The sequence below is a fragment of the Burkholderia sp. Bp9015 genome (assembly GCF_003853505.1).
Classification (GTDB): domain Bacteria; phylum Pseudomonadota; class Gammaproteobacteria; order Burkholderiales; family Burkholderiaceae; genus Burkholderia.
In genome coordinates this window covers 1-22,710 of sequence record NZ_QTPZ01000045.1, presented here as the reverse complement: position 1 = coordinate 22,710, position 22,710 = coordinate 1, and the positions used below count along the sequence as shown (strand labels likewise).

The 22,710-nt window shown below is 64.8% G+C and carries 27 protein-coding genes and 1 tRNA gene; 27 read left to right on the top strand and 1 reads right to left on the bottom strand.

Features of this window, described 5'->3' with window-relative positions; all coding sequences use genetic code 11:
- The first annotated feature begins 48 nt into the window (after positions 1–48).
- The 17 genes from DIE12_RS33135 to tatC all read left to right on the top strand — a co-directional run bounded on the left by DIE12_RS33135 (position 49) and on the right by tatC (position 11,952).
- Complete coding sequence (locus tag DIE12_RS33135) at positions 49–288, top strand: BolA family protein (RefSeq protein ID WP_006477131.1); 240 nt, start codon at positions 49–51, stop codon at positions 286–288.
- Positions 289–302: 14 nt separating this feature from the next.
- Positions 303–1,652 carry a UDP-N-acetylglucosamine 1-carboxyvinyltransferase gene (murA, locus tag DIE12_RS33130; RefSeq protein ID WP_124522231.1) on the top strand — a complete coding sequence of 450 codons (1,350 nt, stop codon included), beginning with the start codon at positions 303–305 and terminating at the stop codon, positions 1,650–1,652.
- Positions 1,649–2,302, top strand: coding sequence for an ATP phosphoribosyltransferase (gene hisG, locus DIE12_RS33125; RefSeq protein ID WP_006751807.1), 654 nt, complete (start codon positions 1,649–1,651; stop codon positions 2,300–2,302). The genes murA and hisG overlap by 4 nt, the downstream gene beginning before the upstream one ends.
- Before the next feature lie 24 nt (positions 2,303–2,326).
- Positions 2,327–3,643 carry a histidinol dehydrogenase gene (gene hisD, locus DIE12_RS33120; RefSeq protein WP_124522230.1) on the top strand — a complete coding sequence of 439 codons (1,317 nt, stop codon included), beginning with the start codon at positions 2,327–2,329 and terminating at the stop codon, positions 3,641–3,643.
- A gap of 122 nt (positions 3,644–3,765) precedes the next feature.
- Entirely contained in the window at positions 3,766–4,839 is a 1,074-nt protein-coding gene (gene hisC / locus DIE12_RS33115; protein WP_044845957.1) for a histidinol-phosphate transaminase, read from the top strand.
- Positions 4,840–4,904: 65 nt separating this feature from the next.
- Positions 4,905–5,492 (top strand): imidazoleglycerol-phosphate dehydratase HisB, encoded by a 588-nt coding sequence (hisB, locus tag DIE12_RS33110; RefSeq protein WP_006751804.1) that lies wholly within the window; start codon positions 4,905–4,907, stop codon positions 5,490–5,492.
- Between the two features lie 62 nt (positions 5,493–5,554).
- Positions 5,555–6,175, top strand: coding sequence for a YchE family NAAT transporter (locus tag DIE12_RS33105; protein ID WP_044845956.1), 621 nt, complete (start codon positions 5,555–5,557; stop codon positions 6,173–6,175).
- The gene (gene hisH / locus DIE12_RS33100) at positions 6,172–6,813 is read left to right on the top strand and encodes an imidazole glycerol phosphate synthase subunit HisH (RefSeq protein WP_044845955.1); all 642 of its coding nucleotides are present in this window, start codon (positions 6,172–6,174) and stop codon (positions 6,811–6,813) included. Before DIE12_RS33105 ends, hisH begins: the two co-directional genes overlap by 4 nt.
- A gap of 163 nt (positions 6,814–6,976) precedes the next feature.
- Complete coding sequence (hisA, locus tag DIE12_RS33095; protein WP_034183653.1) at positions 6,977–7,732, top strand: 1-(5-phosphoribosyl)-5-[(5-phosphoribosylamino)methylideneamino]imidazole-4-carboxamide isomerase; 756 nt, start codon at positions 6,977–6,979, stop codon at positions 7,730–7,732.
- 104 nt (positions 7,733–7,836) lie between these two features.
- The gene (gene hisF / locus DIE12_RS33090) at positions 7,837–8,610 is read left to right on the top strand and encodes an imidazole glycerol phosphate synthase subunit HisF (protein WP_044845999.1); all 774 of its coding nucleotides are present in this window, start codon (positions 7,837–7,839) and stop codon (positions 8,608–8,610) included.
- On the top strand, positions 8,610–9,026 hold the full coding sequence (hisI, locus tag DIE12_RS33085; RefSeq protein WP_124522228.1) for a phosphoribosyl-AMP cyclohydrolase: 417 nt from the start codon (positions 8,610–8,612) through the stop codon (positions 9,024–9,026). Before hisF ends, hisI begins: the two co-directional genes overlap by 1 nt.
- Positions 9,023–9,388 carry a phosphoribosyl-ATP diphosphatase gene (locus tag DIE12_RS33080; RefSeq protein ID WP_044845953.1) on the top strand — a complete coding sequence of 122 codons (366 nt, stop codon included), beginning with the start codon at positions 9,023–9,025 and terminating at the stop codon, positions 9,386–9,388. Before hisI ends, DIE12_RS33080 begins: the two co-directional genes overlap by 4 nt.
- Positions 9,389–9,459: 71 nt before the next feature.
- The gene (locus DIE12_RS33075; protein ID WP_124487859.1) at positions 9,460–9,852 is read left to right on the top strand and encodes a hypothetical protein; all 393 of its coding nucleotides are present in this window, start codon (positions 9,460–9,462) and stop codon (positions 9,850–9,852) included.
- Positions 9,853–9,881: 29 nt separating this feature from the next.
- Positions 9,882–10,247, top strand: coding sequence for a histidine triad nucleotide-binding protein (locus tag DIE12_RS33070; protein ID WP_044845951.1), 366 nt, complete (start codon positions 9,882–9,884; stop codon positions 10,245–10,247).
- A gap of 93 nt (positions 10,248–10,340) precedes the next feature.
- Positions 10,341–10,571, top strand: coding sequence for a Sec-independent protein translocase subunit TatA (gene tatA / locus DIE12_RS33065; RefSeq protein ID WP_044845950.1), 231 nt, complete (start codon positions 10,341–10,343; stop codon positions 10,569–10,571).
- A 26-nt stretch (positions 10,572–10,597) separates the two neighbouring features.
- Positions 10,598–11,128, top strand: coding sequence for a Sec-independent protein translocase protein TatB (gene tatB / locus DIE12_RS33060; RefSeq protein WP_044845949.1), 531 nt, complete (start codon positions 10,598–10,600; stop codon positions 11,126–11,128).
- A 41-nt stretch (positions 11,129–11,169) separates the two neighbouring features.
- A complete protein-coding gene (gene tatC / locus DIE12_RS33055; protein ID WP_044845948.1) occupies positions 11,170–11,952 on the top strand; it encodes a twin-arginine translocase subunit TatC in 783 nt (260 codons plus the stop codon).
- A gap of 242 nt (positions 11,953–12,194) precedes the next feature.
- On the opposite strand, the gene DIE12_RS33050 is transcribed toward tatC, so the two are convergent.
- Positions 12,195–13,400 carry a Do family serine endopeptidase gene (locus DIE12_RS33050; RefSeq protein ID WP_044845947.1) on the bottom strand — a complete coding sequence of 402 codons (1,206 nt, stop codon included), beginning with the start codon at positions 13,398–13,400 and terminating at the stop codon, positions 12,195–12,197.
- 21 nt (positions 13,401–13,421) lie between these two features.
- On the opposite strand from DIE12_RS33050, the gene DIE12_RS33045 reads away from it, so the two are divergent.
- From DIE12_RS33045 to istB, 10 genes are all read left to right on the top strand, one after another.
- Positions 13,422–14,168: a Nif3-like dinuclear metal center hexameric protein gene (locus DIE12_RS33045; protein WP_044845946.1), complete on the top strand. Its 747-nt coding sequence runs from the start codon at positions 13,422–13,424 to the stop codon at positions 14,166–14,168.
- Between the two features lie 218 nt (positions 14,169–14,386).
- On the top strand, positions 14,387–15,007 hold the full coding sequence (gene petA, locus DIE12_RS33040) for a ubiquinol-cytochrome c reductase iron-sulfur subunit (RefSeq protein WP_124522227.1): 621 nt from the start codon (positions 14,387–14,389) through the stop codon (positions 15,005–15,007).
- On the top strand, positions 15,004–16,386 hold the full coding sequence (locus DIE12_RS33035; protein WP_124487862.1) for a cytochrome bc complex cytochrome b subunit: 1,383 nt from the start codon (positions 15,004–15,006) through the stop codon (positions 16,384–16,386). Before petA ends, DIE12_RS33035 begins: the two co-directional genes overlap by 4 nt.
- Before the next feature lie 21 nt (positions 16,387–16,407).
- Positions 16,408–17,166, top strand: coding sequence for a cytochrome c1 (locus DIE12_RS33030; protein ID WP_124487863.1), 759 nt, complete (start codon positions 16,408–16,410; stop codon positions 17,164–17,166).
- Between the two features lie 94 nt (positions 17,167–17,260).
- Positions 17,261–17,872 (top strand): glutathione S-transferase N-terminal domain-containing protein, encoded by a 612-nt coding sequence (locus tag DIE12_RS33025; RefSeq protein ID WP_006400565.1) that lies wholly within the window; start codon positions 17,261–17,263, stop codon positions 17,870–17,872.
- A 71-nt stretch (positions 17,873–17,943) separates the two neighbouring features.
- Positions 17,944–18,465 (top strand): ClpXP protease specificity-enhancing factor, encoded by a 522-nt coding sequence (locus tag DIE12_RS33020; RefSeq protein ID WP_044845942.1) that lies wholly within the window; start codon positions 17,944–17,946, stop codon positions 18,463–18,465.
- 19 nt (positions 18,466–18,484) lie between these two features.
- Positions 18,485–18,560: transfer RNA gene (locus DIE12_RS33015), tRNA-Thr, on the top strand.
- 192 nt (positions 18,561–18,752) lie between these two features.
- Positions 18,753–19,967: a phage integrase central domain-containing protein gene (locus tag DIE12_RS33010; RefSeq protein WP_124523599.1), complete on the top strand. Its 1,215-nt coding sequence runs from the start codon at positions 18,753–18,755 to the stop codon at positions 19,965–19,967.
- A 282-nt stretch (positions 19,968–20,249) separates the two neighbouring features.
- On the top strand, positions 20,250–21,728 hold the full coding sequence (gene istA / locus DIE12_RS33005; RefSeq protein ID WP_409364395.1) for an IS21 family transposase: 1,479 nt from the start codon (positions 20,250–20,252) through the stop codon (positions 21,726–21,728).
- The gene (istB, locus tag DIE12_RS33000; RefSeq protein ID WP_124523597.1) at positions 21,721–22,518 is read left to right on the top strand and encodes an IS21-like element helper ATPase IstB; all 798 of its coding nucleotides are present in this window, start codon (positions 21,721–21,723) and stop codon (positions 22,516–22,518) included. The genes istA and istB overlap by 8 nt, the downstream gene beginning before the upstream one ends.
- The last annotated feature ends 192 nt before the right edge of the window (positions 22,519–22,710 follow it).

Below are 22,710 nucleotides of genomic sequence, written 5' to 3'. Positions count from 1 at the left end.
TCGACGGCGGCGGCCGCCACGGGCGGCGCGCGCCGACAGGAGCCCCTCATGTTGCCGACTCCCGAACAGGTCAAGCAATACATCGCCGGCGGTCTCGCCTGCACTCATCTGGAAGTCGAAGGCGACGGCCAGCATTTCTTCGCGACGATCGTGTCGGCGGCCTTCGAAGGCAAGCGGCCGATCCAGCGGCACCAGCTCGTCTATGCGGCGCTCGGCGATCGCATGAAGCAGGAAATTCACGCGCTCAGCATGAAGACGCTGACGCCCGCCGAATGGCAGAACGCATAAACCGGAACCACTGAGTGCAAGTCACCGTCAACGAGCGCGACGCCGTCCAGAGCGTCGCCACGGCACACCCGGCCGCCAACGGGGAATCGCAGGGACATGGGATGGACAAGCTGGTGATCGAAGGCGGTCGCCGGTTGTCGGGCGAGATCGTCGTGTCGGGCGCGAAGAACGCCGCACTGCCGATCCTGTGCGCGGGGCTGCTCAGCGCCGAGCCGGTCGAACTCGACAACGTGCCGAACCTGAAGGACGTGCGCACCACGCTGAAGGTGCTGAACCAGATGGGCGTGAAGAGCGAAACGGACGGCTGCCGCGTGCAGCTCGACGCATCGCGCGTCGACAACCTCGTCGCGCCGTACGAGCTCGTCAAGACGATGCGCGCGTCGATCCTCGTGCTCGGGCCGCTGCTCGCGCGCTTCGGCGAGGCCAAGGTGTCGCTGCCGGGCGGCTGCGCGATCGGCGCGCGGCCGGTCGACCAGCACATCAAGGGCCTGCAGGCGATGGGCGCCGAGATCAGCATCGAGCACGGCTTCATCGAGGCACGCGCGAAGCGCCTGAAGGGCGCGCGCATCGTGACCGACATGATCACGGTGACGGGGACGGAAAACCTGCTGATGGCCGCGACGCTGGCCGACGGCGAGACGGTGATCGAGAACGCGGCACGCGAGCCGGAAGTGAGCGATCTCGCACACTTGCTGGTCGCGATGGGCGCGAAAATCGACGGCATCGGCACCGACCGCCTCGTGATCCAGGGCGTCGAGCGGCTGCACGGCGCACGCCATTCGGTGATTCCCGACCGCATCGAGGCCGGCACGTTCCTGTGCGCGGTCGCGGCGGCGGGCGGCGACGTGATGCTGACGGGCGTGCGCACGCACATCCTCGACGCGGTGATCGACAAGCTGCGCGAGGCCGGCGTGTCGATCGAGGAAGGCGACAGCTGGTTGCGCGTGAAGATGGACCGCCGCCCGCAGGCGGTGACGATCCGCACGTCGGAATACCCGGCGTTCCCGACCGACATGCAGGCTCAGTTCATGGCCCTCAATTCGGTCGCGACGGGCACCGCGCAGGTCGTCGAGACCATCTTCGAGAACCGCTTCATGCACGTGCAGGAGCTGAACCGGCTCGGCGCGAACATCACGATCGACGGCAACACGGCGCTCGTGACGGGCGTCGACAAGCTGTCCGGCGCGAACGTGATGGCGACCGACCTGCGCGCGTCGGCGAGCCTCGTGATCGCCGGGCTGCGCGCCGAAGGCGAAACGCTCGTCGACCGCATCTATCACCTGGACCGCGGCTACGACCGCATGGAAACCAAACTGACCGCCGTCGGCGCGAACGTGCGCCGCCTCTCCGGGAGCCAAGCATGACCGCGCCGCTGACCCTCGCCCTGTCGAAGGGCCGGATTTTCGAGGAAACCCTGCCGCTGCTGGCGGCCGCCGGCGTGCAGGTGGCCGAGGATCCGGAAACGTCGCGCAAGCTGATCCTGCCGACGACCGACCCGAACCTGCGCGTGATCATCGTGCGCGCGAGCGACGTGCCGACCTATGTCGAATACGGCGCGGCCGACTTCGGCGTGGCCGGCAAGGACGTGCTGGTCGAGCACGGCGGCTCGGGCCTCTACCAGCCGATCGATCTGAACATTGCACGCTGCCGGATGTCGGTCGCCGTGCCGGCCGGTTTCGACTACGCGAACGCGGTGCGCCAGGGCGCGCGCCTGCGGGTCGCGACCAAGTACGTCGAAACGGCACGCGAACACTTCGCCGCGAAGGGCGTGCACGTCGACCTGATCAAGCTGTACGGCTCGATGGAGCTGGCGCCGCTCGTCGGGCTGGCCGACGCGATCGTCGACCTCGTCAGCTCGGGCGGCACGCTGAAGGCGAACAATCTGGTCGAGGTCGAGGAGATCATGGCGATCTCGTCGCGCCTCGTCGTGAACCAGGCTGCGCTGAAGTTGAAGCGCGCGGCGCTCAAGCCGATTCTCGACGCGTTCGAACGCGCGTCGCAGAATGGCAATTGAGCGCATCACCGTAACGGAACTTCCATGGCCATCACCATCCGCAAACTCGATTCGACCAGCGACGGCTTCGACGCCGCGCTGCGTGCGGTGCTCGCGTTCGAGGCGAGCGAGGACGAAGCGATCGAGCAGTCGGTCGCGCAGATTCTCGCCGACGTGAAGTCGCGCGGCGACGCCGCGGTGCTCGAGTACACGAACCGCTTCGACCGGCTGGACGCCAGCAGCGTCGCCGCGCTCGAACTGCCGCAGGACGCGCTGCAGACGGCGCTCGACGGCCTCGCGCCGAAGGCGCGCGCGGCGCTGGAAGCCGCCGCCGCACGCGTGCGGGCGTATCACGAGAAACAGAAGATCGAGTGCGGCACCCATAGCTGGCAGTACACGGAAAGCGACGGCACGGTGCTCGGCCAGAAGGTCACGCCGCTCGACCGCGTCGGCCTGTACGTGCCGGGCGGCAAGGCCGCCTATCCGTCGTCGGTGCTGATGAACGCGATTCCCGCGCGGGTCGCGGGCGTCGGCGAGATCGTGATGGTCGTGCCGACCCCGGACGGCGTGAAGAACGACCTCGTGCTCGCCGCGGCGCTGCTCGGCGGCGTCGATCGCGTGTTCACGATCGGTGGCGCGCAGGCGGTCGGCGCGCTCGCGTTCGGCACGGCCACGGTGCCGGCGGTCGACAAGATCTGCGGGCCGGGCAATGCGTACGTCGCGTCCGCCAAGCGCCGCGTGTTCGGCACGGTCGGCATCGACATGATCGCCGGACCATCGGAAATCCTCGTGCTGTGCGACGGCACGACCGATCCGAGCTGGGTCGCGATGGACCTGTTCTCGCAGGCCGAACACGACGAACTCGCGCAGTCGATCCTGCTGTGCCCGGACGCCGCGTTCCTCGAGCGCGTCGAGAAGGCGATCGACGAGCTGCTGCCGACGATGCCGCGCCAGGACGTGATCCGCGCGTCGCTCGAAGGCCGCGGCGCGCTGATCAAGGTGCGCGACATGGCCGAAGCGTGCCGGATCGCGAACGACATCGCGCCCGAGCACCTCGAGATTTCCGCGCTGGAGCCGCAGCAATGGGGCCAGCAGATCCGCCACGCCGGCGCGATCTTCCTCGGCCGCTACACGAGCGAAAGCCTCGGCGACTACTGCGCCGGCCCGAACCACGTGCTGCCGACCTCGCGCACCGCGCGCTTCTCGTCGCCGCTCGGCGTGTACGACTTCATCAAGCGCTCGAGCCTGATCGAAGTCAGCGCCGAAGGTGCGCAGACGCTGGGCGAGATTGCTTCCGAACTCGCATACGGCGAAGGGTTGCAGGCGCACGCGCGCAGCGCCGAACTCCGGATGAAGGGGTGACCCGCGCGCCGGAGCCGATGCCGACGCATCGACTCCGGACGACGAGGAGACCAAGCGCAGGGCGGCAGCCGCCGCCTTGCCGACCAATTTGACGCCGGCGCGACGCACGCCGGCTTGAGACCATGACGACGCCACAAGACATCATCCGCCGCGACGTGCTCGCAATGACGAGCTACCCGGTGCCCGACGCGAGCGGGTTCGTGAAGCTGGATGCGATGGAGAACCCGTATTCGCTGCCGGCGCCGCTCGCGGCGGCGCTCGGCGAGCGCCTCGCGCAGGTCGCGCTGAACCGCTACCCGGCGCCGCGCCCGGGCGCGCTGCTCGACAAGCTGCGCCGTGCGATGGGCGTGCCGGCCGCGTGCGACGTGCTGCTCGGCAACGGTTCGGACGAAATCATCAGCATGATGTCGGTGGCCTGCGCGAAGCCGGGCGCGAAGGTGCTCGCGCCGGTGCCGGGCTTCGTGATGTACGAACTGTCCGCGAAGTTCGCGCAGCTCGAATTCGTCGGCGTGCCGCTCAAGGCCGACCTGACGCTCGACGCCGACGCGATGATCGCGGCGATCGCCGAGCACCGGCCCGCGATCGTCTATCTCGCATACCCGAACAACCCGACCGGTACGCTGTACGACGAAGCCGACGTCGAGCGGATCATCGCGGCCGCGCGGCACAGCCTGATCGTGATCGACGAGGCGTACCAGCCGTTCGCGGAGCGCTCGTGGCTGCCGCGTGCCGCCGAGTTCGACAACGTCGTCGTGATGCGCACGGTCTCGAAGCTCGGCCTCGCGGGAATCCGCCTCGGCTATCTCGCCGGGCTGCCGACGTGGCTGACCGAGTTCGACAAGGTGCGCCCGCCGTACAACATCAACGTGCTGACCCAGGCGACCGCCGATTTCCTGCTCGACCACCTCGACGTGCTCGACGCGCAGGCGGCCGAACTGCGTGCGGAACGCACGCGCCTCGCGCAGGCCGTGGCCGCGCTGCCGGGCGCGACGGTGTTCCCGAGCGCCGGCAATTTCCTGCTGGTGCGCGTGCCGGACGCGGCGGCCGTGTTCGATGCGTTGCTCACCGAGCGGGTGCTGGTCAAAAACGTGAGTAAAATGCATCCGTTGCTGGCCGAATGCGTGCGGCTGACCGTCGGTTCTCCCGACGAAAACGCGCGCCTGCTGGCTGCCTTGAAACTCGCGCTGCCCGGTTGACCCCAGGGCGCGGCGGCGCGCGACGATCAATCCCCATTTACATCAGACTCAATCAAGGAATTGCCATGCGTGTGGCGGAAGTCGTTCGCAATACCAGCGAAACGCAGATCCGTGTGAAGCTCGATCTCGACGGTACGGGCCGGCAGAAGCTGGCCACCGGCGTGCCGTTTCTCGACCATATGCTCGATCAGATCGCGCGACATGGTCTGATCGATCTCGAGGTCGAAGCGCATGGCGATACGCATATCGACGACCACCATACGGTCGAGGACGTCGGCATCACGCTCGGTCAGGCCGTCGCGAAGGCGATCGGCGACAAGAAGGGCATCCGCCGCTACGGCCATTCGTACGTGCCGCTCGACGAGGCGCTGTCGCGCGTCGTGATCGACTTCTCGGGCCGGCCGGGTCTCGAATTCCACGTGCCGTTCACGCGCGCGCGGATCGGCACGTTCGACGTCGACCTGTCGATCGAATTCTTCCGCGGGTTCGTGAACCACGCGGGCGTCACGCTGCACATCGACAACCTGCGCGGGATCAACGCGCACCACCAGCTCGAAACGGTGTTCAAGGCCTTCGGCCGGGCGCTGCGTGCGGCGGTGGAGCTCGACGAGCGCGCGGCGGGGCAGATTCCGTCGACGAAGGGCAGCCTCTAACTTTCGAACGGACAGGACGCCACGGACAACCTCACGGCTTCGGCGCGGCGCGCCGGCTTGCGATGGATCTGCTCAAATCGTTCATTTCCCTGCTCGCGCTGATCAATCCGGTCGGCGCGGTGCCGTTCTTCCTGAGCCTGACGGCGCAGCAGACGGACGACGAGCGGCGCCGCACGATCCGGATCGCGTCGGTGTCGGTGTTCTGCGTGATGACGGTGACGACGCTGCTCGGGCAGCAGATCATCGACTTCTTCGGCATATCGGTCGGCTCGCTCGAAGTGGGCGGCGGGATCATCATGCTGCTGATGGCGATCAGCATGCTGAACGCTCAGGCCGGCAACACCCGCTCGACGCCGGAGGAGCGCCATGAAGCCGAGCAGAAGGACAACATCGCGGTCGTGCCGCTGGCGATTCCGCTGCTCACGGGCCCCGGCTCGATCAGCACGGTGATCATCTATGCGGCGAACTCGCATCACTGGTATGAGCGAGCCGGGCTCGTCGCGATCGGCGCGGCGCTGGCTCTGCTGTGTTTCTTCGCGATGCGGCTTGCCGAGCCGATCGCGAACTGGATCGGCCGCACCGGCATCAACATCGCCACGCGGCTGATGGGTTTGATGCTGTCGGCGCTGGCGGTGGAATTCATCGTCAATGGACTGAGGGCGCTACTGCCTGCACTGAGATGAAAACTTCGATTGCGATTGTGGATTATGGGATGGGCAACCTGCGCTCGGTCGCGCAGGCGCTCAAGAAGGCCGAACCGGCCGCCGACGTGGCGATCGTCGACACGCCGGCCGCGATTCGCGCGGCCGACCGTGTCGTGCTGCCCGGCCAGGGCGCGATGCCCGACTGCATGCGCTGCCTCGGCGAATCGGGGCTGCAGGAAGCGGTGATCGAGGCGTCGCGCACGAAGCCGCTGCTCGGCGTGTGCGTCGGCGAGCAGATGCTGTTCGACTGGAGCGCGGAAGGCGACACGAAGGGCCTGGGCCTGCTGCCCGGCAAGGTCGTGCGCTTCGAGCTCGACGGCCGGCTGCAGGACGACGGCTCGCGCTTCAAGGTGCCGCAGATGGGCTGGAACCGCGTGCGCCAGTCGCAGCCGCACCCGCTGTGGGACGGCGTGCCCGACGACGCGTATTTCTACTTCGTTCACAGCTATTACGTGAGCCCGGACAACCCGGCGCACACGGTCGGCGAAACGGCCTACGGCGCGCCGTTTACGTCAGCGGTCGCGCGGGACAATCTCTTCGCGACCCAATTCCACCCCGAGAAAAGCGCGGAAGTCGGGTTGCGTCTGTATCGCAACTTCGTACACTGGAAGCCGTGAACGTGGTGCGCGAGCCACAGTCGACAGGGCGCAAACGCCTGTCGTGCGGGGCTCGCACGCTTAAGCACCGAAAGAGTTGTACTAAACTAGCGAGACGGCGCGGCACCGGTTTGGCCGGTGCGCGCCGGATTCTTTTCATTTTCCACGACGACACCCGATTGCTATGTTGCTGATTCCGGCCATCGATCTCAAAGACGGTCAGTGTGTGCGCCTCAAACAGGGCGATATGGACCAGGCCACGATTTTCTCCGAGGACCCGGCGGCGATGGCCCGCAAGTGGGTCGATCTCGGCGCCCGGCGGCTGCATCTGGTCGACCTGAACGGCGCATTCGCCGGCAAGCCGAAGAATCTCGAGGCGATCGAAGCGATCCTCGACGAAGTCGGCGACGAAATCCCCGTTCAGCTCGGCGGCGGCATCCGCAGCCTCGAGACGATCGAGAAGTATCTCGACGCGGGCCTGTCCTACGTGATCATCGGCACCGCGGCCGTGAAGGATCCGGGCTTCCTGCAGGACGCGTGCACCGCGTTCGCGGGCAACATCATCGTCGGCCTGGACGCGAAGGACGGCAAGGTCGCGACCGACGGCTGGAGCAAGCTGACGGGCCATGAGGTGATCGATCTCGCGCAGAAGTTCGAGGACTACGGCGTCGAGTCGATCGTCTACACGGACATCGGCCGCGACGGGATGCTGCAGGGCATCAATATCGAGGCGACCGTGAAGCTCGCGCAGGCGGTCGGCATTCCGGTGATCGCCAGCGGCGGCCTGTCGAACCTCACGGACATCGAGAACCTGTGCGAAGTGGAAGAGCACGGCGTCGAAGGCGTGATCTGCGGCCGTGCGATCTACTCCGGCGATCTCGATTTCGCGGCCGCGCAAAAGCGCGCGGACGAACTGAACGGCGAACTCGACAACGCGTAACCGCGGTGTCCCGTTCGCCGGGGCTGCCCGCAGGCGGCCCCGACCGGAAGCCTCGCGCGAGGCTTCCGCAACCGGCCGTTCCACCGCGGCCTATGGCGTACATCATGGCTCTAGCTAAACGCATCATCCCCTGCCTGGACGTGACTGCCGGGCGTGTCGTCAAGGGCGTCAACTTCGTCGAGCTGCGCGATGCCGGCGACCCCGTCGAAATCGCCCGCCGCTACGACGACCAGGGCGCCGACGAACTGACGTTCCTCGACATCACCGCGACCTCCGACCAGCGCGACCTGATCCTGCCGATCATCGAAGCCGTTGCGTCGCAGGTGTTCATTCCGCTGACCGTCGGCGGCGGCGTGCGCGCCGTCGAGGACGTGCGGCGCCTGTTGAACGCCGGCGCGGACAAGGTCAGCATGAATTCGTCGGCGGTCGCGAACCCGCAGCTCGTGCGTGACGCGGCCGACAAGTACGGCTCGCAGTGCATCGTCGTCGCGATCGACGCGAAGCGCGTGTCGGCCGACGGCGAGGCGCCGCGCTGGGAAGTCTTCACGCACGGCGGCCGCAAGGGCACTGGCCTGGATGCGATCGAATGGGCGCGCAAGATGGCCGAACTCGGCGCGGGCGAGATCCTGCTCACGAGCATGGACCGCGACGGCACGAAGTCGGGCTTCGACCTCGCGCTCACGCGCGGCGTGTCGGACGCGGTGCCGGTGCCGGTGATCGCATCGGGCGGTGTCGGCTGCCTGCAGGATCTCGCGGACGGCATCAAGGACGGCCGCGCGGACGCGGTGCTGGCCGCCAGCATCTTCCACTACGGCGAGCACACGGTCGGCGAGGCGAAGCGCTTCATGGCCGAGCAGGGCATCGCGGTGAGGCTGTGATGAATACGCAAACGAAATCCTTGCCCGCGTGGCTCGACAAGGTCCGCTGGGACGACAACGGCCTCGTGCCGGTGATCGCGCAGGAAGCGTCGACGAACGACGTGCTGATGTTCGCGTGGATGAACCGCGAGGCACTGGCGAAGACGATCGAGACGCAGCGCGCGGTCTACTATTCGCGCTCGCGCAAGCGCCTGTGGTTCAAGGGCGAGGAGTCGGGCCACGTGCAGCACGTGCACGAGGTGCGGCTCGATTGCGACGAGGACGTCGTGCTGCTGAAGGTCGAGCAGGTGTCGGGCATCGCCTGCCACACCGGCCGGCATTCGTGCTTCTTCCAGAAATTCGAAGGTACGGTGGACGGCGGCGACTGGGTCGCGGTCGATCCGGTGCTGAAAGACCCCGAACACATCTACAAATGACGCAATCGACCGAAGACACGCTGCTGCGCCTCGCGGCCGTGATCGATAGCCGCAAGGGCGGCGACCCCGAACAATCGTACGTATCGCGCCTGTTCCACAAGGGCGACGACGCGGTGCTGAAGAAGATCGGCGAAGAGGCGACCGAAGTCGTGCTGGCCGCGAAGGACGTACGCCAGGGCGGCGCGCCGACGGCGCTGGTCGGCGAGGTGGCCGATTTGTGGTTCCACTGCCTCGTGATGCTGTCGCATTTCGACCTGAGCCCGGCCGACGTGATCGCCGAACTCGAGCGCCGCGAAGGGTTGTCGGGCATAGAGGAAAAGGCGCTGCGCAAGCGCCGCGAGCGCGAGGAAAACGGCGGTTGACGGCTCGCGGCCTGCCGCGCCGGCGACAGTGCGGTAAGCTGTAAGAATTGTCATCCAACGGGGGTAGCATCATGACCGATACGCCGAGCCAGCTTCCGACGCCGTCGGTGCCGGGTGCAGCGGACGCCGAGCGGCTGAACGGTTTGCGCACGTTGACGCACGTGCTGTACGGCCTCTACGCGATTCATTGGCTGACGGGCGGCGTCACCGGCCTCATCGCGATCATCATCAACTACGTGAAGCGCGGCGACGTGGCCGGCACGCCGTACGCCGACCATTTCGAGTGGCAGATCCGCACGTTCTGGCGCGCGCTGATCGCTTACGTGATCGGCTTCGCGCTGATGTTCGTGGGCGTGGGATTCGTCATCATGTTTGTCACGTGGATTTGGACGCTGTACCGTATCATCAAAGGTTGGCTGTACCTGAACGACAACAAGACGCTCGATCCGCAGGCCTGGTTCTGACCGGCGCGCGGGCGTTTCGCAGGAGCAACATGAGTCACGATCCGAATTGCCTGTTCTGCAAGATCGCGGCGGGCGAGATCCCGAGCACGAAGGTGCACGAGGACGACGAATTCGTCGCGTTCCGCGACATCCGCCCCGCGGCCGAGACGCATGTGCTCGTGATTCCGCGCCGGCACGTGCCGACGCTGTCGGCGGCGAGCGAGGCCGACGCGCCGATGCTCGGCCGGCTGATGCTGCTGGTCGCGCGTCTGGCCGACCAGCTCGGCGTCGCGTACACGGGCGGCGAAACCGGTTTTCGCACGGTGATCAACACGGGCCCCGGCGGCGGGCAGGAGGTTTACCACCTGCACGCGCACATTCTGGCCGGCCCGCGCCCGTGGCTGCGGATGGGTTGACGTCGCGGGGCGTTTCCCCGCATCGATAGTCGAAGCCGGCGTGCCGCCGGCGATTTGCGCCGCGACGCGGCGTGGTTGAGGAGAGGTTTCATCATGGGTGGATTGAGCATTTGGCACTGGCTGATCGTGCTGCTGATCGTCGCGCTGGTTTTCGGTACGAAGAAGTTGCGCAACATCGGCAACGACCTCGGCAGCGCCGTGAAGGGTTTCAAGGACGGCATGAAGGACGGCGAGACGCCGGCGGATGCGCAGCAGCTGCCGCGCAACGGCTCGGTCGACGTCAACGCGAAGGAAACGACGCGTTCCGACTCGAACAAGGCGTAACGCCGGCACGCTGACAGGCATTCGCGATGCTGGATCTCGGTCTTTCGAAGATGGCGCTGATCGGCGTCGTCGCGCTCGTGGTGCTCGGCCCCGAGCGCCTGCCGCGCGTTGCGCGTACGGCCGGCGCACTGTTCGGCCGCGCGCAGCGGTACATCAACGACGTGAAGGCCGAGGTCTCGCGCGAAATCGAACTCGACGCGTTGCGGACGATGAAGACCGATTTCGAGACGGCCGCGCGCAATGTCGAGACGACGATTCACGACAACCTGCGCGAGCACGAGAAGGAACTGAACGACACGTGGAACTCCGCGGTCGGCGGCCTTAACGAAGGCTCGGTCGATGCCGGTACGTACGGCTCCGACACGCCCGCGGCGCCGTCGTGGCGCGGCAGCACGGCCGCGCTCGCGCCGAAGCGTCGCAACTGGCGTGTGAAACAGGCGGCGACGCCTGTCTGGTACAAGCGCGCGACGACCCGCCGCACGCACGTGCAGTCGGGCGCCGCGCGTGTCGCGCGCCACCAGCCGGCCAGCCTGCGCCGGCCGACGCGCTTCTTCTGAGCCGAGCGCATGCTCGCTCGTCAATCCTACCGAGGGCCGGTGTGAGCGACCCCCAGCAGAACCCGGGCGACGCCCCGGAAGAAACCTTCATTTCCCATCTCGTCGAGCTTCGCGACCGCATCATTCGCGCGGGGCTGGCCGTGATCGTCGTGTTCCTCGGGCTCGTGTACTGGGCGCCCGACATCTTCCGGCTGCTCGCGCGGCCGCTGATGGAAAACCTGCCGAAGGGCGGCAGGATGATCGTGACCGACGTCACCGGCTCGTTCTTCGTGCCGATGAAGGTCACGATGCTCGTCGCGCTCGTGATCGCGTTGCCGATCGTGCTGTACCAGATCTGGGCGTTCGTCGCGCCGGGGCTGTACCAGCACGAGAAGAAGCTCGTCGCGCCGCTCGTCGGCAGCAGCTATGTGCTGTTCCTGTGCGGGATGGCGTTCGCGTACTTCCTCGTGTTCCCGACGATCTTCCGCGTGATGGCGCACTACAACGCACCGCTCGGCGCGGAGATGTCGACCGATATCGACAACTACCTGAGCTTCGTGCTCGGGATGTTCATCGCGTTCGGCGTCACGTTCGAGGTGCCGATCGTCGTCGTGCTGCTCGTCCGGATGGGCGTGCTGACGTTGAAGAAGCTGAAGGAGATGCGGCCGTACGTGATCGTCGGCGCGTTCGTCGTCGCGGCGGTCGTGACGCCGCCGGACGTGTTCTCGCAGCTGATGCTCGCGTTGCCGCTCGTCGTGCTGTTCGAGATCGGGCTGCTGGCCGCGCGATTCTTCGTGCCGAAGCCGACGGAAGAACCCGAGGCGGAGAACGGCGCCGCGAGTTGATGCGGGACCGGTGCGCGGCGGCCGGCATGATCGCGGTCGTCGATACGGCCCCTCGACAGCGTTGAAGCCGCGCGCGCCGACCGGATGGCGCAGATCGCGAGGGTGCCCGCAGCTTCTTCACCGTGAAGAAGGCATGCCGGAGCAACGCCGCCGGACCAAAGCAACAGGGCAGCCGATCAGGCTGCCCTTTTTTGTTTCCGTCCTTGGCCGGCAAGCGGCGCCGGTACGCCGCCCGCCGGAGATCATTCGCTGTCGCTGTCCTGTTCGTCGAGCGCCTGCTTCGGCGGCGGCGGGCGCTTGCCGATCACGACCTTCACGTCGAACTCCTTGCCCTTGCGCACGACATGCACCTTGGTCGGCGTGCCCGGCTTGATCTGCGCGACGGTGTTCAGCAGCTTCGTCGTGTCGGTGATGTCGTCGCCGTTCACGCTCACGAGGATGTCGCCCGGCTTGATGCCGGCCTTGTCGGCCGGCCCGCCCTGCAGCACGCCCGCGACGATCGCGCCCGACTTCTGCTGGAGCCCGAACGATTCGGCGATTTCCGGCGTGACGTCCTGCGGCTCGACGCCGATCCAGCCGCGCGTGACCGAGCCCGTCGTGATGATGCTTTCGAGCACGGTGCGCGCGGTCGACACGGGAATCGCGAAGCCGATGCCGAGCGAGCCGCCCGAGCGCGAGTAGATCGCCGTGTTGATGCCGAGCAGGTTGCCGTTGACGTCGACCAGCGCGCCGCCCGAGTTGCCCGGGTTGATCGGCGCGTCGGTCTGGATGAAGTTCTCGAACGTGTTGATGCCGAGGTGATTGCGGCCGAGCGCGCTGATGATCCCCATCGTGACCGTCTGGCCTACGCCGAACGGGTTGCCGATCGCGAGCACGACGTCGCCGACCCGCGACTGGTCGGAACGGCCGAGCGTGATCGTCGGCAGGTTCGTCATGTTGATCTTCAGCACGGCGAGGTCGGTTTCCGGGTCGCTGCCGATCACCTTCGCGGTGCCCGTGCGGCCGTCGGCGAGCGCGACTTCGATCTGGTCGGCGCCGTCCACGACGTGCTGGTTCGTTAGAATGTAACCTTCAGGGCTCACGATAACGCCCGAGCCCAGGTTGGCGGCCGGTTCGTCGTGCTGCTTGCGCGCATTGCGGTCGCCGAAGAAGTAGCGGAACAGCGGATCCTTCGCGCGCGGATCGGGCGGCAGCGAGCCGTCCTTGCTGGAGAAGACGTTGACGACGGCGGGCATCGCCTTTTGCGCGGCCTCGGCGTACGACGTGGTCGCGGGGGCGCCGCCGATGCCCGGTGCGACTTCGCGCAGCGCGACGATCGGCGTGGCGAGCTGCTTGCCGAGCTGTCCTTGCCGTTGCAGCCATTGCGGCTTGAGCGTCACGACGATGAACATCAGCGCGAGCAGTACGGTCACCGCCTGCGCGAAGAACAGCCAGAAGCGTCTAAGCATCTGAAAGGATTAGAGGTTTATATGGATCGGATCGAACTTGAATTGTACTTGAACAATACCCTTGAAATCGCGCGCTTCAAGGACTATTGCCCGAACGGCCTCCAGGTCGAGGGGCGCCGCAAGATCGAGAAGATCGCCACCGGCGTGACGGCGTCGGTCGCGTTCCTCGAAGCCGCGCTCGAATGGGGCGCGGATGCGGTGCTCGTCCATCACGGCTATTTCTGGCGCAACGAGGCGCCGCAGATTACCGGCCGAAAGTACCAGCGGCTGAAGCTGCTGCTCGCGAACGATCTGAACCTGTTCGCATTCCACCTGCCGCTCGACGCGCACCCCGAGTTCGGCAACAACGCGCAGCTCGGCGAGAAGCTCGGGCTGCTCGGCGAGCAGCGTTTCGGCGATGGCGACCTCGGCTGGATGGCCACGCTGCCGATGCCCGTCTCGCTCGAGCACTTCGTCGCGAAGGTCGAGCGCACGCTCGGCCGCACGCCGCTCGTGCTCGGCGATCCGGAGATGCAGTTGCGCCGCATCGCATGGTGTACGGGCGCCGCGCAAAGCTATTTCGACGCGGCGATCGACGCGGGCGCCGACGTGTTCCTGACCGGCGAGGTGTCGGAATCCGTCACGCACGCGTCGGCCGAAAGCGGCGTCGCGTTCGTTGCGGCAGGGCACCACGCGACCGAGCGCTACGGAATCCAGGCGCTCGGCGCCCACTTGTCCGAAGAATTCGATCTCGAACACCTTTTTATCGATATTCATAATCCGGTCTGAACGCCGGATTTGCGGCGGTGCACCGAAAATTCGCAATGTAGCGCATGCTTAAAAGCGAAATGATTTAATCGCTCCGATAGTGGGGGAAAACCCTTAACTATCAATTACTTCGAAGGGATTTTCGTCTCCGGGCCTTGTAAATGGCGACTCCATTCGCGCAAACTAGCGGCGGAATGAAAAGTCGTGACGGAAAATCCAACTCAGAAGTGGGGCGTGTGATGCGAGACAAGGAAGAGAAACGCGTCGACAGCGGCCGCCGTACCTGGCTGATTGCGACATCCGTAGCAGGTGGCGTGGGAGGCGTAGCCACCGTCATACCTTTCGCGGCGTCGCTTGCGCCGTCCGCGAAAGCGAAAGCGGCCGGAGCCCCGGTCGAGGTCGACATCAGCAGCCTGAAGCCCGGCGAGATGGTCACGGTGCCGTGGCGCGGCAAACCCGTCTGGATCCTGAATCGCACCGATTCGATGCTGGCCGACGTCGTCAAGGCCGACAAGGAAGTGGCCGATCCGACCTCGAAATCCCCGTATTCGATGCCGTTGCCCGCGTATTGCGCGAACGAATATCGCTCGCGGGCCGATCGCAAGAACATTCTCGTCGTGATGGCCGTGTGTACGCACCTCGGCTGCACGCCTAGCCAACGCTTCACGCCGGGTCCGCAGCCGAACCTGCCGGACGACTGGCCGGGCGGCTTCCTGTGCCCGTGCCACGGTTCGACCTACGACCTCGCCGGCCGCGTGTTCAAGAACAAGCCGGCGCCCCAGAATCTCGACATCCCGCCCTACATGTTCACGTCGGCGACGACCCTCGTGATCGGCAAGGACGAGAAAGGAGAAGCGTGATGGCCGACAACAAGGAAGTCTCCACGACAGGTCTCACCGGCTGGGTCGACCAGCGCTTCCCGCTCACGTCCACCTGGAAGAAGCACGTTTCCGAGTACTACGCGCCGAAGAACTTCAACTTCTGGTACTTCTTCGGCTCACTCGCGCTGCTGGTGCTCGTCAACCAGATCGTCACGGGCATCTTCCTGACGATGAACTACAAGCCCGATTCGACGCTCGCGTTCGCATCGGTCGAGTACATCATGCGCGAGGTGCCGTGGGGCTGGCTGATCCGCTACATGCACTCGACCGGTGCGTCGATGTTCTTCGTCGTCGTGTACCTGCACATGTTCCGCGGGCTGATGTACGGGTCGTACCGCAAGCCGCGCGAACTCGTGTGGATCTTCGGCTGCGCGATCTTCCTGTGCCTGATGGCCGAGGCGTTCTTCGGCTACCTGCTGCCGTGGGGCCAGATGTCGTTCTGGGGCGCGCAGGTGATCGTGAACCTGTTCTCGGCGATCCCGTTCGTCGGCCCGGACCTGTCGTTGTGGATCCGCGGCGACTACGTCGTTTCCGACGTCACGCTGAACCGCTTCTTCGCGTTCCACGTGATCGCGATTCCGCTCGTGCTGGTCGGCCTCGTGATCGCGCACCTCGTCGCGCTCCACGAAGTGGGGTCGAACAACCCGGACGGCATCGAGATCAAGGCGAAGAAGGACGCGGACGGCATTCCGCTCGACGGCATCCCGTTCCACCCGTACTACTCGGTGCACGATTTCTTCGGCGTCTGCGTGTTCCTGATGGTGTTCGCGCTGATCGTGTTCTTCTCGCCGGAGATGGGCGGCTACTTCCTCGAGTCGAACAACTTCGTCCCGGCGAATCCGCTGCAGACGCCGCCGGAAATCGCGCCGGTGTGGTACTTCACCGCGTTCTACGCGATGCTGCGCGCGACCACCGACCCGTTCAAGATCGTGCTGATGATCGTGATCGCGCTGCTCGGCGTGCTCGCGCTGATCCGTGCGCGCGGCAAGTGGAAGGTCGGGCTGCCGGTGCTGGCCGCGGCGATCGTCGTATTCATGTTCCTGACGGAATCGAAGTTCTGGGGCGTCGTCGTGATGGGCTCGGCGGTGATCACGCTGTTCTTCCTGCCGTGGCTCGACCGCAGCCCGGTGAAGTCGATCCGCTACCGGCCGCTGTTCCACAAGGTGTTCCTCGGGATCTTCGTCGCGGCGTTCCTGATCCTCGCGTTCCTCGGCACGCGGCCGCCATCGCCGGTCTCGACGCTGATCGCGCAGGGCTGTGCGCTGATCTACTTCGCGTTCTTCCTCGGCATGCCCGTCTGGACGCCGCTTGGCACGTTCAAGCAGCCGCCGGAGCGGGTGCGCTTCAAGCCCCATTAACGAGAGCGAGGAGAGAACGACATGAAGAAACTGCTTTCGACGCTCGCGCTGATCGGGGCGACGGCCGTCGCGCTGCTGGCGGCGCCGGCCGTGCACGCGGAGGGTAATTTTCCGCTCGACCGGGCGCCCGATAACACGGAAAATCTCGTTTCGCTTCAGCACGGCGCGCAATTGTTTGTAAACTATTGCCTGAACTGCCACAGCGCGAACCTGATGCGCTACAACCGTCTGACGGATCTGGGCATATCCCAGAAGGAGATCGAAACGAATCTCCTGTTCACGACCGACAAGGTCGGGAACACGATGTCCGTCGCGATGCGGCCCGAAGACGCGAAGAACTGGCTCGGCACGACACCGCCCGACCTGTCGGTCGAGGAGCGGGCGCGCGGTCGCGACTGGCTGTACACGTATCTGCGGAGTTTCTACCGCGACGATACGCGGCCGAGCGGTTGGAACAACGCGGTGTTCGAGAACGTCGGCATGCCCCATGTATTGTGGCAACTGCAGGGGCAGCGCACTGCCAAATTCGAAGACAAGACGGACGAGGAGACGGGCGAGAAGGTCCACACGCTCGTCGGCTTCCAGCAGGTCACGCCGGGGACGTTGTCGCCGCCGGACTATGATGCTGCGGTGGCCGACCTGGTGGCCTATATGACATGGATGTCCGAGCCGGCCCAGCAGACCCGCAAACGCCTCGGCGTGTGGGTGCTGGTCTTTCTCGGTGTCCTGACTTTCCTGGCCTGGCGGCTCAATGCCGCGTACTGGAAAGATATCAAGTAAACACGCCTGACCGGCGTGGGGCCGGCGCAAGGCGGAACCCGTGAAAGGGGTTGCGCCGCGTGCCGGCCCTCGGCTTTTTTGAGGAAACGCAAATATGATGGTTCTGTATTCCGGCACAACTTGCCCGTTCTCCCAGCGTTGCCGGCTGGTGCTGTTCGAGAAGGGGATGGATTTCGAGATCCGTGACGTCGACCTGTTCAACAAGCCGGAAGACATCTCGGTGATGAACCCGTACGGTCAGGTGCCGATTCTGGTCGAACGCGACCTGATCCTGTACGAATCGAACATCATCAACGAATACATCGACGAGCGCTTCCCGCACCCGCAACTGATGCCGGCCGACCCGGTGCAGCGCGCCCGTGCACGCCTGTTCCTGCTCAACTTCGAGAAGGAGCTGTTCGTTCACGTCAGCACGCTCGAGAACGAGAAGGGCAAGGCAGCGGAGAAGAACCACGAGAAGGCACGCCTCGCGATCCGCGATCGCCTGACGCAACTCGCGCCGATCTTCGTGAAGAACAAGTACATGCTCGGCGAGGAGTTCTCGATGCTCGACGTCGCGATCGCGCCGCTGCTGTGGCGTCTGGATCACTACGGCATCGAACTGTCGAAGAACGCCGCGCCGCTGATGAAGTATGCCGAGCGGATCTTCAGCCGTCCGGCCTATATCGAAGCACTGACGCCGTCCGAAAAGGTCATGCGTCGTTGATGATGCAATGAGGGCAAGACGGAGCGGGCGGCGCGGCGTGCCGCGTGCCCGCTCCGGGTTCGAGGATTGTGATGCAAGAGATTTCAACGAAGCCTTATCTGCTGCGCGCGCTGTACGAGTGGTGCACCGATAACGGTTACACGCCGCATATCGCGGTGAGGGTCGACAACTCGACGCGCGTGCCGCGTCAGTTCGTGCGTGACGGCGAGATCGTGCTCAACATCAGCTTCGAGGCGACGAGCCAGCTGCAGATGGGTAACGAGTGGATCGAGTTCACCGCCCGGTTCTCCGGGAAGGCGCACAAGATCGAGATTCCGGTGGCCAACGTGCTCGCGATCTACGCGCGCGAGAACGGCCAGGGGATGGCGTTCCAGGTCGATGCGGTGGCGGGCGAGGGCGCGGATTCGGGCGCGTTCGAGGACGATGCCGAGCAGGCCGATGAGGTGCGGCGCGACGAGTCGCCTGTCGTGCTGGCGCCGGTTGCCGATCAAGGTGCGAACGAAGAACCGTCCGAAGGCGCCGACGAACCGCCGAAAACCGACGGGGATGGCTCGAAAGGCGGCAGCAGACCTCGCCTCAAGATCGTGAAATGAGGTAGAATCTCGCGCTTACGCCGGCTTAGCTCATCTGGTAGAGCAGTTGATTTGTAATCATCAGGTGGCGGGTTCGAGTCCTGCAGCCGGCACCAATTGCCTTTCCAAGGAATTCCTTGGAAGTTCTGAAACCCGTGATAGCATAAGGCTACGCGGGTTTTTTTATTCCGGTGTTGTTTGTCGATGCTCGCGTGAATCCGGGGGCATGTGGGGGCACCTTCGGGGGAATTTGAGTGTGAGGCGAGTGCTCCCCGGGAAATATGCCCCCTCGGGCTGTAGGGTGCCCTATGCCGCTGACCGACATCACCGTTCGCAAAGCACCGCCCCGCGACAAGCCGTACCGCCTTGCCGATGGCGGTGGTATGTACTTGGAGCTGTCCCCCTCCGGCGGGAAATATTGGCGTCTCAAGTACCGCTTTGCGGGCAAGGAAAAGCGGCTCGCGTTGGGAGTCTATCCCGACGTATCGTTGGTCGCAGCGCGTGAGAAGCGCGACGACGCACGGAAGAAACTTGCGGCGGGCATTGATCCTGGCGAAGCGAAGAAGGTCGAAAAGCGGGCCGTCCGCCTTGCAGCAACGAATTCGTTCGAGGCGGTTGCACGCGGGTGGATGAAGGAGCGCAGGCCGTACGTCACGCCGGGATCATGGCAGAAGACGGAGGCTCGCTTTGAGAAAGACGTGTTCCCTTGGATCGGCAAGCGTCCTCTAGCAGAGATAGATGCGCCCGAAGTTTTGGCGGTACTGAAGCGAATCGATAGCCGTGGTGCTCGGTTCACCGCCCACAAGGTGCGAAGCGAGATTGGACGGGTGTTCCGGTACGGCATCAAGGAGGGCTATTGCAAGACCGATCCTGCCCGCGACTTGGTTGACGCAATCCCGCCGGCACAAACTACACACTTTGCCTCTATCACTGAACCGGACAAGGTCGGCGAGATGCTGCGCGCCTTCGATGGTTTTTCTGGCACCTTTCCTGTTCTGTGCGCGCTCAAACTTGCCCCGATGCTCTTCACCCGACCTGGCGAATTGCGCAAGGCAGAGTGGACGCAGTTCGATTTGGACAAGGGTGAGTGGCGATATCTTGTCACGAAGACCAAGACGGAGCATCTGGTGCCTCTCGCAACGCAAGTCGTCCAGATTCTGCGAGAGCTGCACGCGTTAACTGGCAACGGCCGTTACGTCTTTCCAGGCGCCCGTTCGGCGCTGCGCCCGATGAGCGATGCTGCGGTCAATGCCGCTCTGCGTCGTTTGGGCTATGACACGCGGACCGAAATCACCGGGCATGGCTTTCGCGCGATGGCGCGCACGATTCTTCATGAGGAACTGGAGCAAAAGCCGGAGGTGATCGAGCATCAACTTGCCCATGCGGTGCCTGACACGCTTGGCAAGGCGTATAACCGGACGAAGTTCATCAACGAACGGAGGGCGATGATGCAAAAGTGGGCCGATTATCTGGACAAGTTGAAGAGTGGGACTAGCTCCGTTTCGATCGAGGCACGATCCTGATAGCAAACACATTAGTTTCGTTATTTGGGAGCCTGGAGCGCTTGTAGCGCTTTGTGGCGAGCCGCATGCCTTCACCGATTTCGAAGTCGGTGACGGAATAGGCAGAGAACGACAGGGCAAGTCAAGTTTGCGAGATACTCCTGTTGATGTCCACGCAGAACTGACCCACCTGAGGCTGTAGTTTTCATCGAATTTTGACCCACGTGATTGAATGCCCTGCTCAATCTTTGAGCAGGGGATACAGAGGTGATCACGGTGGGCATATTGGCCAAGATCAGGCGGATGTATTTCCGCGAGAAGGTCCCGCTGCGCGAGATTGCCAGGCGCACGGGCCTGTCCCGGAACACGGTGCGCAGTTGGCTTCGGCAGACGGATGCCGTTGAGCCGAAGTACCCGAAGCGCGTCAGCCCGAGCGTCGTCGACGAGTGGGCCGCGCAACTGACGGGCTGGCTGCGGGCAGACAGTCATCGCCCGAAGCGTGACCGGCGCACGGCCCGGTTCATGTTCGAGGCCATCCGCGGCGAGGGCTATGTCGGCAGCTACGGCCGCGTCAGCGCCTTCGTGAGACGCTGGCACGAGGAGCAGGCTGAAGCACCGCGAAGGAAGGCCTATGTACCGCTGGCCTTCGAACCCGGCGAAGCCTTCCAGTTTGACTGGAGCTGCGAATACGCCTTCATCGGCGGGTTGCGGCGACGCCTGGAGGTCGCCCACGTCAAGCTCAATGCCAGCCGGGCGTTCTGGCTGGTCGCCTATCCGACCCAGAGTCACGAGATGCTGTTCGATGCGCACGCCCGCGCATTCGCCGCGTTTGGCGGCGTTCCGCGCCGCGGCATCTACGACAACATGAAGACCGCCGTGGACAAGGTCGGCCGAGGCAAGGAGCGCGCGGTCAACGCACGCTTCGAGGCAATGTGCGGCCATTACCTGTTCGAGCCGGAATTCTGCAACCGTGCCGCCGGCTGGGAGAAGGGCATCGTTGAGAAGAACGTGCAGGACCGGCGCCGCCAGATCTGGCACGAGGCTGCGCTACGGCGCTGGGAAACGCTGGAGATTCTGAACGAATGGGTCGCGGGCCAGTGTCGTCAGGCCTGGCAGATGCGGCACCCGCAGTGGCCCGAGCTGACGGTCGAGGACGTGCTGCAGGACGAGCGCACCAGGCTGATGCCCAATCCACGCCCGTTCGACGGCTATGTCGAGCAGACCCTGCGGGTGTCGTCGACCAGCCTCATCCACTTCCAGCGCAACCGCTACAGCGTGCCCACCGAGTACACGAACCAGCTGGTGAGCGTGCGCTGCTATCCGGCATATCTCAGCGTCGTCGCCGACGCCCAGGAGATCGCACGCCACGAACGCAGCTTCGAGCGGCACATGACCTTCTACGACTGGCGCCATTACATCACGCTGGTCGAGCGCAAACCCGGCGCGTTGCGCAATGGTGCTCCGTTCGTCACGATGCCACAGCCGCTGCAGCAGTTGCAGCGACACCTACTGAAGCACCCGGGAGGCGATCGCATCATGACGCAGGTGCTCGCCGCGGTGCGCGAACACGGACTCGATGCCGTGCTGCTTGCCGTGCAGGCAGCGCTGGACTCGGGACGCCCCAGTGGGGAGCACGTTCTGAACGTGCTGAGCCGGTTGAAGGCGCCCACCACGAGTACCAACCTCGCGACGACGAAACTCCAGCTTACTGAAGAGCCGGCTGCCGACGTGAGCCGCTACGAAACCCTGCGCGCCAACCCACCGGAGGACCGTCATGTCTAACGACATCGCCGCCCAGCTTAAGGGGCTCAAACTGCATGGCATGGCGAGCACCTGGCCAGAGCTGCTGGCGCAGTCGCGTCACACGGAGTTCGACCCGGAGCGCTTCATGAAGCAGCTGCTGATGGCTGAGACGGCGGAGCGACAGGTGCGCTCGATCGCCTATCAGATGACCGCCGCTCGCTTCCCAGCTCACCGCGACCTGAAGGGCTTCGACTTCGCGCAGGCGCACGTCGATGAAGCGCTGGTTCGAGAACTCAGTGACCTGTCGTTCCTCGCAAGCGCACACAACGTCGTGTTCATCGGTGGCCCCGGCACCGGCAAAACGCACCTCGCCTCAGCGATCGGAATTGAGGCCGTGCAGCGCCACGGCAAGCGCGTGCGCTACTTCTCGACCGTCGAGCTGACCAACGCACTGGAGCAGGAGAAGTCCATCGGCAAACAAGGCCAGATCGCCCATAAGCTAATGTACGTCGACCTGGTGATCCTCGACGAACTGGGCTACCTGCCGTTCAGCCAAACCGGTGGCGCATTGCTGTTCCACTTGCTCTCGAAGCTGTATGAACACACGAGTGTCGCGATCACCACCAACCTCAGCTTCGGTGAGTGGGCGACCGTGTTCGGGGACGCAAAGATGACGACGGCGCTGCTGGACCGCGTCACCCATCACTGCCACATCGTCGAAACGGGCAATGAATCCTGGCGCTTCAAGTCCAGTTCTGCCAAGGCGAAGGCAACCAGAAAGAGAGCAGCAAAAGCAGCAGGCAGTGACGAGTTATCCACACCGGAATAGATGTACTACGCTGTCTCGGGGTGGGTCAGATTTAGATGAAAACGGTGGGTCAAGATTCGGTGGAAATCAACAATCGAAGTACCGTCCGGTGAGTTTCCCGAGTTGTTCCTGCACTGCGCCGAGCCGGATCAGGCATTGGGCGTCCCAGTTCATGCCCACGACGAGCTCGCTCGTTTCGCAGTTCCACTCGCT

What these genes read in the sequence shown, in the direction of transcription:
- DIE12_RS33135 (WP_006477131.1), top strand. Translation starts at nt 49, where the DNA reads ATGTTGCCGACTCCCGAACAGGTCAAGCAATACATCGCCGGCGGTCTC.
- hisG (WP_006751807.1), top strand. Translation starts at nt 1,649, where the DNA reads ATGACCGCGCCGCTGACCCTCGCCCTGTCGAAGGGCCGGATTTTCGAG.
- hisD (WP_124522230.1), top strand. Translation starts at nt 2,327, where the DNA reads ATGGCCATCACCATCCGCAAACTCGATTCGACCAGCGACGGCTTCGAC.
- hisC (WP_044845957.1), top strand. Translation starts at nt 3,766, where the DNA reads ATGACGACGCCACAAGACATCATCCGCCGCGACGTGCTCGCAATGACG.
- hisB (WP_006751804.1), top strand. Translation starts at nt 4,905, where the DNA reads ATGCGTGTGGCGGAAGTCGTTCGCAATACCAGCGAAACGCAGATCCGT.
- DIE12_RS33105 (WP_044845956.1), top strand. Translation starts at nt 5,555, where the DNA reads ATGGATCTGCTCAAATCGTTCATTTCCCTGCTCGCGCTGATCAATCCG.
- hisH (WP_044845955.1), top strand. Translation starts at nt 6,172, where the DNA reads ATGAAAACTTCGATTGCGATTGTGGATTATGGGATGGGCAACCTGCGC.
- hisA (WP_034183653.1), top strand. Translation starts at nt 6,977, where the DNA reads ATGTTGCTGATTCCGGCCATCGATCTCAAAGACGGTCAGTGTGTGCGC.
- hisF (WP_044845999.1), top strand. Translation starts at nt 7,837, where the DNA reads ATGGCTCTAGCTAAACGCATCATCCCCTGCCTGGACGTGACTGCCGGG.
- hisI (WP_124522228.1), top strand. Translation starts at nt 8,610, where the DNA reads ATGAATACGCAAACGAAATCCTTGCCCGCGTGGCTCGACAAGGTCCGC.
- DIE12_RS33080 (WP_044845953.1), top strand. Translation starts at nt 9,023, where the DNA reads ATGACGCAATCGACCGAAGACACGCTGCTGCGCCTCGCGGCCGTGATC.
- DIE12_RS33075 (WP_124487859.1), top strand. Translation starts at nt 9,460, where the DNA reads ATGACCGATACGCCGAGCCAGCTTCCGACGCCGTCGGTGCCGGGTGCA.
- DIE12_RS33070 (WP_044845951.1), top strand. Translation starts at nt 9,882, where the DNA reads ATGAGTCACGATCCGAATTGCCTGTTCTGCAAGATCGCGGCGGGCGAG.
- tatA (WP_044845950.1), top strand. Translation starts at nt 10,341, where the DNA reads ATGGGTGGATTGAGCATTTGGCACTGGCTGATCGTGCTGCTGATCGTC.
- tatB (WP_044845949.1), top strand. Translation starts at nt 10,598, where the DNA reads ATGCTGGATCTCGGTCTTTCGAAGATGGCGCTGATCGGCGTCGTCGCG.
- DIE12_RS33050 (WP_044845947.1), bottom strand. Translation starts at nt 13,400, where the DNA reads ATGCTTAGACGCTTCTGGCTGTTCTTCGCGCAGGCGGTGACCGTACTG.
- DIE12_RS33045 (WP_044845946.1), top strand. Translation starts at nt 13,422, where the DNA reads ATGGATCGGATCGAACTTGAATTGTACTTGAACAATACCCTTGAAATC.
- petA (WP_124522227.1), top strand. Translation starts at nt 14,387, where the DNA reads ATGCGAGACAAGGAAGAGAAACGCGTCGACAGCGGCCGCCGTACCTGG.
- DIE12_RS33030 (WP_124487863.1), top strand. Translation starts at nt 16,408, where the DNA reads ATGAAGAAACTGCTTTCGACGCTCGCGCTGATCGGGGCGACGGCCGTC.
- DIE12_RS33025 (WP_006400565.1), top strand. Translation starts at nt 17,261, where the DNA reads ATGATGGTTCTGTATTCCGGCACAACTTGCCCGTTCTCCCAGCGTTGC.
- DIE12_RS33020 (WP_044845942.1), top strand. Translation starts at nt 17,944, where the DNA reads ATGCAAGAGATTTCAACGAAGCCTTATCTGCTGCGCGCGCTGTACGAG.
- DIE12_RS33010 (WP_124523599.1), top strand. Translation starts at nt 18,753, where the DNA reads ATGCCGCTGACCGACATCACCGTTCGCAAAGCACCGCCCCGCGACAAG.
- istA (WP_409364395.1), top strand. Translation starts at nt 20,250, where the DNA reads ATGTATTTCCGCGAGAAGGTCCCGCTGCGCGAGATTGCCAGGCGCACG.
- istB (WP_124523597.1), top strand. Translation starts at nt 21,721, where the DNA reads ATGTCTAACGACATCGCCGCCCAGCTTAAGGGGCTCAAACTGCATGGC.